General features: G+C 41.9%; 8 protein-coding genes. 3 read left to right on the top strand and 5 right to left on the bottom strand.

The annotated features are described in order from the left end of the window. The first annotated feature begins 43 nt into the window (after positions 1-43). Complete coding sequence (locus HMAT_RS18615; RefSeq protein WP_104384354.1) at positions 44-961, top strand: AraC family transcriptional regulator; 918 nt, start codon at positions 44-46, stop codon at positions 959-961. A gap of 89 nt (positions 962-1050) precedes the next feature. Further along, positions 1051-2259, top strand: coding sequence for an MFS transporter (locus HMAT_RS18610; protein ID WP_104384353.1), 1209 nt, complete (start codon positions 1051-1053; stop codon positions 2257-2259). Positions 2260-2452: 193 nt separating this feature from the next. Here HMAT_RS18610 and HMAT_RS18605 read toward each other — a convergent pair whose 3' ends face one another. The 5 genes from HMAT_RS18605 to HMAT_RS18585 all read right to left on the bottom strand — a co-directional run bounded on the left by HMAT_RS18605 (position 2453) and on the right by HMAT_RS18585 (position 10809). After that, positions 2453-2986, bottom strand: coding sequence for a hypothetical protein (locus HMAT_RS18605; RefSeq protein WP_104384352.1), 534 nt, complete (start codon positions 2984-2986; stop codon positions 2453-2455). A gap of 208 nt (positions 2987-3194) precedes the next feature. Beyond that, entirely contained in the window at positions 3195-5204 is a 2010-nt protein-coding gene (locus HMAT_RS18600; RefSeq protein WP_104384473.1) for a hypothetical protein, read from the bottom strand. 51 nt (positions 5205-5255) lie between these two features. Further along, positions 5256-6212, bottom strand: a complete 957-nt coding sequence (locus HMAT_RS18595; protein WP_104384351.1) for a glycoside hydrolase family 43 protein — start codon at positions 6210-6212, stop codon at positions 5256-5258. A gap of 28 nt (positions 6213-6240) precedes the next feature. Further along, positions 6241-7800, bottom strand: a complete 1560-nt coding sequence (locus tag HMAT_RS18590; RefSeq protein WP_104384350.1) for a RagB/SusD family nutrient uptake outer membrane protein — start codon at positions 7798-7800, stop codon at positions 6241-6243. Positions 7801-7818: 18 nt separating this feature from the next. After that, positions 7819-10809, bottom strand: coding sequence for a TonB-dependent receptor (locus tag HMAT_RS18585; protein ID WP_104384472.1), 2991 nt, complete (start codon positions 10807-10809; stop codon positions 7819-7821). Between the two features lie 258 nt (positions 10810-11067). On the opposite strand from HMAT_RS18585, the gene HMAT_RS18580 reads away from it, so the two are divergent. Beyond that, positions 11068-15060: a hybrid sensor histidine kinase/response regulator transcription factor gene (locus HMAT_RS18580; RefSeq protein WP_104384471.1), complete on the top strand. Its 3993-nt coding sequence runs from the start codon at positions 11068-11070 to the stop codon at positions 15058-15060. Positions 15061-15123 lie beyond the last annotated feature (63 nt).

Here is a 15123-nt window from a genome sequence, read left to right as displayed (position 1 = left end):
CAACAAAAAAGATTACATTTGATTTTTGTAACTTTGGAAAATCATGAGTGAAACATTAGAGACTATACAAGATTATTATAAGCGATTGAGCCATCTGCATGCCAGCGATGGGACAATATTGGATGTGGAGCTCGGAAAATCACATTTTAATATATCACCCCGTAAGTACTGTGATTTTAAAACGCCTTACAATAGACGTGATTTTTATAAGATCAGTCTAATCTTGGGGAAAGGTTGGTTTAAATATGGTCCACATGAGTTGTATATCGATCGTCCGGCTCTTTTTTTACCGGCATTGAATATTCCGTATAGCTGGGTCTGTGACACAAATAAACAAGAAGGCTACTTTTGTTTATTCAATCAAGAGTTTTTCACTGGGAGCCAAACATTTGAACCTTTTAAAAAGACCTCATTATTCAAAGAATGGAGTAAGCCGATTGTTTTTCTGGATGCGGAGCAACTAAACCTAATTACAACTTTTTTTGACAATATGTTCCGTCTGAATAATTCTGCTTATCCGTTACGCTGCAGTGCGATCAAGAGCAATTTAGCGGCAGTTCTCCACCTTGCACTGGAATGGAGAGTAGAAGATGTAGCCCCACAGGACCAATCCGGAAGTCTCCGGATGTACCGCCTATTCGACGAACTGCTCCATAAACAGTTTCCCCTGGACTCCCCGGCATATCCCCTATCCTTACATACAGCCGCAGATTTCGCCCAACAGCTAAATGTTCATGTCAACCACCTCAATGCTTCTGTCAAATCGGTTACCAATCTGACCACGACACAAATTATTAAAAGAAAAATTTTTGAAGAAGCTAAAAACCTCTTGATCTACACCGATTGGAATGTAGCCGAAATCGGTTATACACTCGGGTTTGAAGAACCAGCTCATTTCAACAACTTCTTTAAAAAAAATGCGGGAACATCCCCGCTTAAATTCAGACAGAAAAATAAATGATATTTGATTTTCGTAATTTTTACTTTGTCAAATGGTATTGACGCTATTAAAAAAGTCTCTAGTTTTGTTTCATAAAAAAGAGCAAGACAATGTTGAGAGAAGCATCCGCAAAACGCATTAAGCTAGTTACGTTCATGGCATTTGTTTCCATGCCCCTTTCCGGGTTTGTAACGGACATCTACCTGCCTTCGTTTCCGGCGATGGCCAAAAGTTTACATGTTCACGAGCGGGATATTCAATTGACTTTAACAAGTTATTTACTCAGTTATGGTATTTCCCAGTTATTTATAGGCAACATTCTTGACAGTATAGGCCGCTATCACCCGAAGGTTCTAGCCTTAACACTGTTGATACTGAGCAGCCTGTTGATAGCGCATACAGAGAGCGTGTTTTTCATTTGTCTGTTAAGGGTTGTCCAAGGTGTGGCCATATCTATTCTGGTGGTGGCAACGCGTGCACTTTTCGTTGATCTGTATACGGGTGAGCGATTGAAAAATTACCTCAGTTATTTTACTATTGTATGGTCCTGCGGGCCGATACTAGCACCATTTCTGGGCGGTTATCTGGAACAAATATTCAATTGGCAAGCCAACTTCTATTTTCTAGCCTTTTACGCCAGTGGCCTATTGCTATTTGAACTTCTTTATAGTGGGGAAAGTATTGCCCAAAAGAAAAAGATCAATCTAAGGGACAACCTGAACCTGTATAAAATGATGTTGCAGAATAGGCTTTTTATTTTGGGGATTTTGGTCTTGGGATTTAGTTACTCCATTGTCATGCTGTTCAATATTACAGGCCCTTTTATTATCGAAAATACATTTCATTTTTCATCCGTCACAATTGGCTATTGTACCTTAATCTTGGGATTTTCTTGGATGATCGGTGGGTTTATCACAAAAAAGTGTATGCATCTTGACTTTTTTCCCCGTGTGATTGCTCCAGTTTTCTTACAAGCATCTCTTGTTGTCGCTTTAATGCTGGTCGGCATATTTCAACAGAATCTGTATATTATGGTAGGTTTTGCTTTTCTTATTCATACGATTTCGGGTGTCTTATTTACAAGTTTTTTTACCACTAGCATGTTATTTTTCCCTAAATATGCAGGTACTGCCGGCGGTTTAATGGGTGGAATGGTTTATATTGTAACATCGCTATCCAACTTTATTGTTGCGATAAGCGGAAAAGTGACAACGCAAAATGGGTTGGCATCGCGTTATTTTATCTTTTCGACCTTCCTGATCATTATTATACTAGCGATGTGGAAATTACAGAAAGTTAAGGCTGGGCAGAAGGGTTAATCACAGCAGTCCGATCGAGATTGAGAAGAGACAAATTCCAGGGCAAGATGCGCCAAGCATGCTATAGAGATAATAAATTTCATGACAAACTCATTATGGCAATACTACGAGAAGAATGGGGCAATTGATGGGACGCACAAAAACTCAATAAAATAAGCTAAATAAAACATGAATGAAAAGAGCTGATAGCAGCTTATTTAAGTCCATTTTCAGCTTCAAATTTTTTCCGTTTGGCATGCAGTTTTTCACTGCTTTTATAGACCTGTTGATAGCAAACCTGTTTCTGTCGGGCAAGTACAAGCAGCTGATCCTGTGCAGCATATTGCTGCTCCTTTGTTCCACTGTGCATGAGTTTCTCCTGTACAATCTCCCGTCTGCTAAACATAAAAAGATCCTTTAAAGCCCTATAGTAATTTATAGCTTCTAACTGAACTTCTTTTCCTTCTAATAGCCCAACAATGTCCGCCTTCTTAATATCGTTAATAATGGAATCAAATACCAGCTCCTGCTGATCAATGGTATGTAAAGCCTGACCATATTCCTGCGCTATCAGCTGATTTAGTTTGATCGTTTCCAGACCTTTCTCGCCAACAAGCATCGAAAACGCCCGGGATTCTTTGGCCGTAATAAGAGCATCGAATTTTTCAGCTTTTTTATTTTTGCATGAACTCAGGGCGATTAGCACCGAAATGATGATAAAAATATTCTTTAAAACATTGCGGATCATGATGCTGTAAGAATTGATATAGGTAAAAATACATATTTTTTTCTTAACATATTAACTGAACACTTATACCTCAACAGCAGGAGTCGACAATTCATCAAAAAGAAGGCCTTATTGCGTTTTTATTCCCACAAGGTTCGTACATAAAAAGCCACATCTCACGACATGGCTTCTATATAAACACACTACTACTTATACAAAAATACCATTACTATTTTTGCGCTGCGGCCAAAAAATCTTCCGTTCTGGATGGGCTCAGCAACTCCCAGAGGGAAGCGACGGTCCAGCCGGGCGCAAAAATATCGTTGTAAAATCCTTTTCCATTTTTACCATAATCCCAATTTGTATGTTGTACGACTTCTGGATAATAACCTACCTTGGCGATATTGAAAAGATGGTCCTTAACCGGCATCAACTGTAACATGGAGCTCTTAATCACACTCGAAAAAGCAGTGAGCCGCTGTTCCTTGGTTTCCTTGGCAAGCCAATCAAGAACAGCTGCGAATTCAAAGATGAAAACATCAATATGGTTGTTCTCTACGGAGACATTTCCCCAGCCGCGGGATTTAAAACCGACATCGCCCAACATTTGGCCATCGGCAAAAGGCACATCCCAGGTATAGTACCAAGTGAGACAAAAGTAAGCTGCTTTCTTGCACTGCTCCAAATAATGTTGCCGCTCTTTTCCTTTACTTACTTGCGCCAAGTAATACATTGCTGTAGAAGCATATAATGAGGCTTCCTTATCTTCACAATTAGCATCCAAGGTAGACGAAAAGTAATCCGATTTAGATATGATTTCCCGCTCTAAATATCTTGCGGATTTTTGCGCCTGTTGAAGATATTCGCCCTGTTTAAAATAGACGGAAGCCATAACCAATGGCACTGTCGCTGAAGGTGTACTACCGCCGCTGCCATCCTTCACCTGCAGCTGATCGTCAAATTTACGTGGAAAACTTCCATCCGACTGCTGGAGCTTGGCGAAGTTGCTAAGCAATTTTTTAACGCGCTGTTCCCATTCAGGATGCTCTCTACCCTTTTTCTTTTCGTAGCTGAGGTAGTTAAGTATCGCAAAGATCCCCTCTGACTGTCTCCGAATACTGAATTCTTGTGTTTCGCTGTTGTGTGTAAAATCAACGAACTCCCTGAAAAATCCATTTGCTGTAAATCCATGTTGCAGGTAGCTATCAAATATTGCTGTAGCGTTACGGACCAATGGAGTCTGTGCATGGGCTTCTCCATATTCAAGCGCATTGTATGCATTGAGCAATACACGTCCCACAAATCCAACTTCCGCAGAGCCAGTATTGTTGCAGTCATCGGTACGCATATGGACACCAGAATAGTATTTTAGTTCTTTATCCCCTACATAACTGTCCTTAAAGAAGTTTGCCAAAATACCTTTGGCTTGTTCTGGAGTGTAAGCTGTCGGAAGTGTCGATGGCTGCTGTCTGTCGAATGAGTAGTTCCACACTTTGGACACAAAATCACCATAATTATCGGCTTTACCTTCGCTGATCTCCCAGGAAAGCTGTCTTGTTTCACCTTTTTCAAGTTTTTCAAAGGCAACGACCTCGGGAGCCAAGGTCAGTTTTCGGAGATAGGTCTTGGGGGCCTCGTGGTAAGGAAAACCAAAAACCAAAGCGGAGGCACCTTCCGCATTTTTAAATCCTGTAAATCCAAGATCAGTTTTGCCACTTAAAATCACCTCTCCACTTGGGTGTGTGGTCAAGGCATCCTGGTTTATTTTATCTAATCGAATAACAGTATAATAAGTATGGGATGCCGCATTGAAAACGCCGGTCAAAGGTGTACTAAGGCGATCTTCTCGAACCTGCCAGCTATCGCTGGTTTTAAAAGAAGGGGCCTCCTGCGGTGAACGCATATTTTTATGGTACCAAAAACCCGGCATCAGAAACTCGCTTTCTGCATGTGTATATTTTTTAATTTTAAATGTCTTTTCAAAATTAAAATACACACGTTCTTTGGCGGTCAAAACTACCTTAACAATAGTTTTCCCCTCATTTTTGACGACAGTCTGCGTCACATCAACAGGCATGGTCTCCGTGGATTCCAGTGTCTGCCCACCTTTGTCAAGTAATTCAAAACGTTTGGCCGGATTGCCGGGCGACTTTAATAGGATCGCCTGGCTCATCTCCTGCGCCCTCAAGGCATATGCGTTTGCGGCTAGTAATAAGGAAATTAAAAAGTGTTTTTTCATTCGAATGATTGTTTTTGAGTACCCATTTCTGGCTATATACATTTTGCTGGTTTATTTTCTTTTTATTTTCGGACGGATAATTTCGCTGGATATCTTCATGAGGGGAACCGCATCCGTTGTCCAACTAACATCTGCAATATACATGGCCCGTGGATGGATACTATCTTTGCTGTGATGCGCATGGAAGACGATTTTGAGCTTCCCTTCCTTATCCAGAAAAAGTGCATTATGGCCGACACCGACTAAATCCGCAGGCAGCTGCAGAATTGGGTTGCCAGCATATTTTGTCCATGGCCCCGTGGGGGAACTTGCCGTGGCCAAGCCAATGCCATAGCGCTGACTTTCATAACTATTCGCCGAATAGGTCATGTAATATAGATTGTTATGTTTAATAACAAATGGACCTTCATTAACCAGTCCCCACACTTTTTCCCACTCCTGTGATACCACAAGGTGCTGCTTCAGGCTGCTGCTGTTAATCGTCTTCAGGTCAGCTGCAAGTTGCGCCGACCACACTGCCGACCCATTATTAAAACGGACAAAATAGAGATAGGCTGTGCCATCATTGTCGATAAACAGGCTATTGTCAATGGCCTTTTCACTTGCTAGCATGGGTGTTTTTGGCTCTTGAACAAAGGGTCCCAACGGGGAATCTGAGGTCGCAACACAAATATGTTCATTAGCGCTGTAATACATATAAAACTTCTTTTTATCCTTGATATAGTAGATTTCTGGCGCCCAGAACCAACGTCCACCCCAGGAATCCTCACCTTTCAATGCCAGTGTATTGGATTTGCTCCAATAACGAAGATCATCTGAAGTATACACTTCAATACCGTTCTCGGCATTGGTACCGTAAGCGTAATAGGTGCCTTCATGCAACAGAATAAATGGATCACCCAGCGGCACGGCGGGTTCGAATACAAAATCACTCTTTTCGGATTTTGAGCAGCTGAAGCTATACAGTGAAAATAGCAGCAGTAAACAGATATAAATTAGCTTTTTCATTTCCTATAAAGTTTATACGGCCTAGCCATTAATAATTTGGGTTTTGCTTTACATTTGGATTATTGTTGACCTCATCTGAGGGAATCGGTAGCGAACGATGTTTCCCTAGGGTAAAATTATTAAAATCGGCATCCCTTTGTTTCAATTCGGCAAGTCCTTCTTGTGAATCTACCAACCCCCAACGTTTTAGATCTGCCCAGCGATGTCCTTCTGTAGCCAGTTCCAATACCCTTTCGGTCTGCAATCTTTTCAGGAATGCGGTTTTATCGGTAGTTGCACCGGGGTAATTTAAAGCTAATTTTGGCATATTTACACGTTCACGTACACGGTCGACAAGCGCGACAGCCTCCGTCAGTGAACCATTTGAGGCTGCAATGCATTCTGCGTACATTAACAACACGTCGGAAAAACGAATTAACCGCACATTTGTTGGATTGTAATAGTCATCAAAATCACGGAAATAATCAGACCCATATTTTCTAAAAAAGACACGTCCCGGCCAGTTACTCCACTGGGCCGCATCACTTGTCAATCGATAGATTTTGTTATTATTCGGAAAGTCGTCCTGCATACCATTATAAAATGCCGTATACCGCAACCGTATATCAAATCCATTGGCCATATTCTTTTCTTTCTTAAATGCATCAACTAACCAGGGCCGAAGTTCACCATCGGTCCAACCAATGCCCGGAGGGGCAAAAAATTGTCCACGGTTCAAGCCTAGGTTGGGCCCCACGTCTAAATCACCATCGCCCGCCGGAGAGGGATTGGCGTCTGAATATTGGATCTCAAAAACAGATTCCACATTATTCTCTTTCGCTTTATCGAAATTATCAAAATAATTGGCTGTCAAATTATAATAGCCCTTTCCGGCACCTGTTACCAGCCAAGCCAAATCTGCCTTAGCTTCATTCCATTGATGTAGCTGCATATATGATTTTGCCCGAAAAGCCAATGCCGCGCCCTTAGTTGCCCTTCCTTTTTCGGAACTGCCCCATACTTCGGGCAATAAGCTTGCTGCTTTACTAAAGTCGGCGATTGCCTGCGCATAAACATCCACTTCGGTATGGCCTTCCGGTTGAATTCCCGGGGTTGAAGGCTCCAATACAATTGGAAGGCTGGGATTGGTACCACCCCATAATAGCGCAAGGTAGTAGTAATATAGTCCCCGCAAGAAATAGGCTTGTCCAAGAATCGGTCCCTGATCAGATGGATTGGCAAATGTAATATCTGGGGTATAATGCAGCACTTGATTTGCGCGGAAAATAGCCTCGTAGCAATCGCGATAGGTCCAGGCATTTCCTTCCCAGAAGTTGTAGTTATTGTACCGAAACTGTGTCCATTCTTTAAGTTCGGCCCAGGGACTTTGACTAAATCCTTCATCTGAGGTAAGATCCAAACGAAACCACATCCAGCGGCTAAAGGTACCCGGTTTATAGAACATATTGTACACTGCGTTGACCCCACGTACTGCATCCTGTTCGGTTTTCCAATAGGTCTTAACAGTAATGGTATTGGGATTTTCCACATCCACTTTGCAGGCTTGCATCAGGCTCGCCGCCAATAAAATATAGAGTAGCTTTTTCATTGCGTTCAAAAATTAGGTTTAAAAAGTAATTTGGGCTCCGAAAGTGAAACCTTTGGCATTTGGAAATGCGCCACCATCATAGCTTCGATCCCAAATATTGCCATTCAAAAATTCGGGATCCAGCCCACGATAGGAGGTAAAGGTGATCAGGTTCTGTGCATTAACATAAAACCGAACCTGCTTCAAGGTCTTTCCTAACAACGTACGCGGCAGGTTATACCCTAAAGCGAGCTGCCTGATCTTAACATAATTTCCATTCTCCAACCATCGGTCTTGATCGCCGCGAACATTTCGGGAATCCGCATAAATAGGACGCGGGTCTTTGGCATTGGGATTTTCTGGAGTCCAAGGATCATAATCGGCGCGGTAGTTTGAATTGTCGTCAAAACGGTCGTACGCACTGCGTGGCCCATTAAAGGATTTGAAGCCAAATGCTCCTGTCAATTGTACCTGAAAATCGAAACCTTTGTAATCTAGGCCTAGATTCATCCCCAATTGATATAATGGTATGCTTCGTCCTAAATACTGCCGATCGGCATCTGTAATCTGTCCATCATCGTTAAAGTCAATATATTTAACATCACCTGGTTTGGCATTCGGCTGAATCAATTGTCCTTGGCTATTTTTATAGGCCTGTACTTCTTCGTCTGAACGGAAAAGACCATCCGTTTTGATTAGATACCAGTTACCGATGGAACTACCAACTTTGGATTTTGTATCCCATTGCGTAAACTCCTTTTTGTCATATCCTAATTTGAGGATCTTATTCTTGATATAGGATGCATTGACGCCGATCTGATAACCGAATTCACCAATATTATCACGCCATTGCGTTGCAAGTTCGATACCTGTATTGCGTAGGGAGGCAGCATTCACATAAGGATTTCCGCCGTTGTTGCCTGTAGCCATCAAGATTTGCATCGGTGTCAATACATCTTTGGTTTCTTTGATAAAATAATCCAGGGATAGATTGAGCTTATGGGAGAATAGCTGGGCATCAAATCCGGCATTCAACTGCGCGACCTTCTCCCATTTGAGATCGGCATTGGCCAGTTTAACTTGGGTCATCCCGTTTTGAACGGTCTGATCAATTCCAAAAGCGACCTGCGGAAATACATTGATGAAAGAAACCCAGTCCCAAACACCTATATTGGAAGTACCCAAAACACCATAATTGGCGCGCAACTTTAAATCATTGATCCAAGGTACCTGAAAAAAATCTTCTTTACTTATACGCCAGCCTGCGGAGACAGATGGAAAATAGCCCACCCGATAATCTGGATTAAACTTGGATGATTCGTCCCGGCGCATGGTAAAACTGAACAGATACTTATCATCATAGGCATAATTAACCCGGCCAAAGAGAGAAAATAATTTTTCGAGATCTTGATAATTGCCAGTCTTTGGGTTGTCCAGTGCAGCATCCAAGTTGGTAAAATAGTTTTTTCCCGACATGAGCACATTATTTTTCGTTCCCCAAAGCTGTTCATAATTGGAGGTTTGATAACTGATACCCGCAACGGCAGAGACATCATGTTTGTCAAACTTTTTCGCATATTCTAAGGTATTATCATACACCAACCCACGGTATTGTGCCTGGTTTTTATTTAAGGAGGAAGGATCATAAGGTTGGTTGTAGGTCCAGAAACCTTCTTTTCGAAGATACATGTGACGATCATTACTCAGGTCAAAGCCAAAATTAAAACGGTATTTGAATGACTTGAACAGTTCCAATTCGGTAAATACATTTCCTCTGGTGCGCAGATTGCCATTTTCCGTTTGCTCAAAATCCTCTTTGGCGAAAGGATTGGTTCCAAAGGTGACATCCCGATTCCCATCACCAATACCATATCCTCCTTTGGCGGCATTATTTTCATCGTAGATTGGAATGGTTGGCAGCATGCGATAGACATCGACAATGGGATTGGTATTGAGTTCATGTACATTAAAATTACTCAGCACGATATTTTCGCCGATACTTAATTTGACATGTTCTCCAAAATTGCGTGAAGTAGACATATTGGAGCGTAGCGTAAAACGTTTACTGGATGTTCCGATCGTCGTCCCTGTGTTAGCCTGATAGTTACCCGAAATATAATAACGGCTTTCTTTGCTTCCACCTGAGAAAGCAATCTGTTGATCCTGCAGCCAGCCTGTTTTAAATACCTCTTCCTGCCAATCAGTATTGCCCTCGAAATGGTTGGCCGATTGCCTATTGCCATTGCTAAATGCCAGATCATTCAAACTTAGCCATAGATTTCGGTCGGCTAAGTTGTAACGTGGCAGCCATTGTGCGGTGGCCCGGGAGGAAAGTTCGATTTTCATCTGCCCCTCTTTACCCTGTTTGGTTGTTATGATGATAACACCATTCCCGGCCCTAGAACCATAGATCGCAGCAGCGGAGGCATCTTTCAGTACCTGGATACTCTCAATATCATTGAAATTAAAATCCCGATTTGCTCCCGATACAACCCCGTCGACGACATATAAAGGAGTGCTTGACCCAAATGTCCCGGTACCACGGATCTCAACCTTACCCTCTGCTCCCGGATTGCCTGCCGTGCGTACACTGAGCCCGGGTAATGTCGCCAAAGCATCCCCTACAGTCCCTGTTACCGTGGTGTTTTTCATCTCCTTCGGGTTAAAGACAGAAACGGCGCCCGTCAGATCCGATTTTTTGATCGTCTGATACCCAATCACAACGACTTCTTCCAGGTCTTTATTTTCTTCCTGAAGCGTGATATCTAAAGTTGATTCACCGTTAAATAAAATTGTTTTGGAATGAAAACCAATCAAAGAGAAGATCAGCTCCCGCCCGCTACTGGCAGCAATTGTATAACGGCCATTTTCGTCCGTCGTCTTTGCGGTTCCTGATGCTTTTATGGTAACGGTTACACCCGGCAACGGCCGTCCCGTTTCATTCAATACCCTCCCTTGAAGGTTACTCGTTTGTGACTTTACTGCAAAGGATAGCAAGCACAAGAAAAGAATGAAAAATTTTCCCTTCATAATTTGATTTATTAGCGTATAAAACTGGTTATTTTTATAAATAGGCAAAGACAAGAACCCATGGCCGGGTTTTAGCTTTAAACCTATTTCAAATGTAACAGGCGTTACAGAAACAAAATAGCAGATATGATCCAAAAAATGGTAAAAATAAGTCATTCCCGCTTTTTGACCAGTTTATACATCTTTTAACCGATAATGACCATTTATCGGTTATCAGCCATATCAACAGAATCATTTATTAGTTTTATTTTAGTTGGTATGAAAGGGGTTCTCATTTTTGGTATTGTTTTTTTGTATCTGGTCTGTTCGGTCACCTGCCAAGCACAACGTTATTCAAATTTTCATTTTAGAAAATTGCAGGTGGAAGATGGCCTTTCCGAAAACACGATCTATTGCATTGTCCAGGATCGGCAAGGATTTATGTGGTTCGGAACGAAAGATGGATTGAATCGCTACGATGGGAATAGCTTCAAAAATTACCATTACCAACCAGAAAAGAAACAGTCATTAGGAAATAATTTTGTCCGAAGTATAGCTGAAAAATCGCCGAGCCACTTGTATATCGGAACTGACGACGGTTTGTATATCATGGACAAGATTACAGCAGCCTTTCAAAAGATTGAGCTTAGCATAAGCGGCAAAGGAACATTTAACTCAGCGATTAACGCCCTTCATGTCGATCGGCAAGGAAGTCTTTGGATTGCAACCATGTCCCAGGGCATCTGGAAATATAACCCAAGTACAACTAAAATTACGCAGCTACAACTCAAGGGAGTCACATTGGGGCAGAATGCGACCTGGGCTATCCTACAGGATCGTTCCGGTGTTATTTGGGCAGCCACACGTCTGGGGCTCCTTCGCTTCAACAATCAGCAGGCACATTTTGATATCGTCGGCCCGCTTTTCAGCGAAGTTGGAGATCCTCAATTTGAAATTCTTTCCATGTGGGAAGACCCTAAAGGTGACCTATGGTTAGGTACCTGGTCGCAGGGCCTGCTTCGTTACAACAAACAATCAAACGAATTCAGTCGCTTTCTAAATAATACCAGCCATCCCTATGTCACGCATATCCGTGCCCTGCGAGAATTTCGCGAAAACCAGCTTCTTGTTGGTTCAGATGACGGACTCTTCCTGTTTCACACTGAAACGGGGACGTCCGAAAGATTAGACATTCCTTATTATAAACACGGTCTAAGTGACCAGAATGTTTATTCCATCGCAAGAGATCGCGAAAATGCCATCTGGATCGGCACTTATTTTGGGGGTATAAATTATCTCAATACCGCATTACTTTCTGTGGAGACCTTTTTCCCGGATATTCTTCCCGGGTTTCTGTCCGGAAAAGCTGTCAGCCAATTTTGTGAAGATACTAAGGGGAACCTTTGGATCGCAACGGAAGATGGAGGCATCAACTACTACGACAAAAAAAAGAAACAAATTTCGCAACCGATAAAAGCTTCTTATCATAATACCCATGCCCTGCTTCTGGATGGCGATCATCTTTGGATCGGCACTTTTTCCCGCGGGCTTGATCGTTACAATCTGGCAACTGGTCAACGTCAAAATTTCAGACATGATGCCAACAATACGGAAACAATTAACGATGATTGCATCTTTTCGCTGTTTAAAACAAAAAAAGGGGATCTTCTGATAGGAACACCGGCCGGGCTCAGTCGATATGATCAGCAAAAAAAGAAATTTGTCCGTATCCCTGAAGTCACCCAGTTTATCTATGACATCAAAGAAGATGATGAGGGCAATATCTGGCTCGCCTCGTACCAATCAGGCCCCATAAAATTTGACCTCCGTAAGCAAGCTTGGGTTCATTATAGTTTGATCCGGCCAAATGATCCCATTTCTTCGAGTAAACTAACCAGTATTTATGTTGATAGCCAACATCGATTATTATTTTCAAGTGAGGGAAAAGGAATATTCATTTATGATAAGACGAAAGATAGCTTTCGCAATATCGGGCAAGCGCAAGGCTTGCCAAACAATGTGATTTACGGCATACTCGATGATGCCCTGGGCAACCTTTGGCTCAGCAGCAACAAAGGCATTATCTGTTTTCATCCTGACAATCCCAAAAATTACAAACTCTATACAACGGAGAACGGATTCTCAACGAACCAGTTTAATTTCAAAGCATCTTTCAAAGCCAGCGATGGTCGGTTTTATTTTGGCGGGATCAACGGATTTACAAGCTTCTATCCCGATGAAATTAGCGCAGTCAAAAATCAAGCTGTACCAAATGTTTTCATTACGCAGATACAATTACTCAGCAAGCATAATCCCAACTTAGAAAAAAACGTTCAGGTTCAATTGAACAAGAACGAAAAGATTGTACTAACCCACCAATTTTCTTCATTCAATATCTCCTTTGTAAGCTTGAGCTTTGCATCCCCCTCCAAGAATCAATATGCCTATAAACTGGAGGGAGCTGATGATGAGTGGACTTCAGCGGGTAACACCAAAAGTGTAAGTTATGTCAATCTTTCGCCGGGAACATATGTTTTCCATGTAAAGGCATCCAATAATGACGGTTTATGGAATGAAAAAGGTGCAGCGGTGCAAATTGAAATACTACCGCCGCTGTGGCTCTCCTTGCCAGCCAAAATAACGTATACACTTCTATTCGTTGCATTGTGCTATGTCTGTTTACGATATTATATCATGGCGAACAAACGTAAGCAAGCTCGCGATTTAATGGCCTTCCAGTCTGAACAGGAACAGAAATCCTTCCGATCAAAAATTGACTTTTTCACTAACATTGCGCATGAGATCCGTACACCTTTGAGCCTGATTACAGCACCCTTGGAAGAAATAATACTACAAGAAAACGAAGATAAAGAAACCATGCACAATCTCCGGATCATAGAGAAAAATTGTGAACGGCTTACCGTGTTGATTAATCAGTTACTTGATTTTCGCAAAATGGATGGGAATGGACCGCCACTAAGTCCTGAATCTGTAAATTTGAAAAATTTGCTAGAAGATCTCTACGATAGGTTCAGAAAATCAGTAAACCGCAACCGGGTCCGTTTCGATCTATCAATTCCCCAGGATCAAGACCTGATTATTGAAACCGATCTGGATGCTGTGATGAAAATTGTGAGTAACCTACTGACCAATGCGACGAAATTCGCACATTCCTATATTTTGATCAACTTGAAAAGAAACTCGGACAAATCTTTTACGATTACAGTCTCGGATGATGGTCCAGGAATACCGGATGACTTTAAAAAGCTTGTATTTGATCCCTTTTATCAACTTAACTCCAATAAAGACCGTAGCGGTACAGGCATCGGACTATCCTTAGTCAAACATCTGACGAACCGGCTGGGTGCTGAGATAAAAATTGAAGATATGCTGCCCCGAGGTGCTAAGTTTATTTTCACGATTAGAAGCATGCAACTCGCCCATGAAGCTACAGGTCCAATAGTTGAGGAACTGCCCATGATCCTTGACAGCCCGGAATATAATCCCACCCAGATCCTGGTGGTCGACGATAATCCGGACATTACGGCCTTTATCAGCCATTCGTTAGCCGTATCATATCATATTGATATTGCTGATAGTGCGTCAAAAGCTTTGACCATGTTAGACAATAAAGTTTATCATCTTGTGGTCTCCGATATCATGATGCCGGAGATTGACGGGATTACATTTGTAAAGCGTTTAAAAAATGACATTAATTATTCGCATATCCCTGTCATTCTGCTATCCGCAAAAATACAAAATGCGACGAAAGTTGAAGGCTTACTATCTGGTGCCGACGTGTTTATTGAAAAGCCTTTTTCGATGACCTTTCTAAAAGCGCAAATCAGCAGTTTACTACAAAACCGGAAATATCTATTGGAGAATTTCCATGCTTCACCATTATCCTCCTATTCTTCTTTAGCAACCAATGCTCACGATGAGGCTTTCTTAACACAGCTCAACGCTGAAATCGAAAAACATCTTTCAGACGAACAATTCAATGTAGAATCATTGGTGGATATATTTAAAATCAGCCGTTCTAATTTCCAACGAAAATTGAAAGCGATTAGCGGAACTTCCCCTGGCGACTATGTACGAAACTACAGGCTAAAACGTGCCTGCGCCTTACTGATTGAATCAGATTATCGCATTAACGAAGTGGCGTTTCTTGTGGGATTTAGCTCGGCATCCTATTTCACAAAAGCGTTCATAAAAGCATATAATTTGACACCAAAAGAATTTATTCAACAATCGCGCTTACAAGCCAGGTAACACATAGGCCGCTAATAAAACAATAGTTGGATAAATTCAACCCACATTAAGACCTCCACAAAA

The organism is Sphingobacterium sp. HMA12, from assembly GCF_002933815.1.
Classification (GTDB): Bacteria; Bacteroidota; Bacteroidia; order Sphingobacteriales; family Sphingobacteriaceae; genus Sphingobacterium.
The sequence above is the reverse complement of the archived record's forward strand: the minus strand, read 5'-3'. Positions and strand labels throughout refer to the sequence as shown.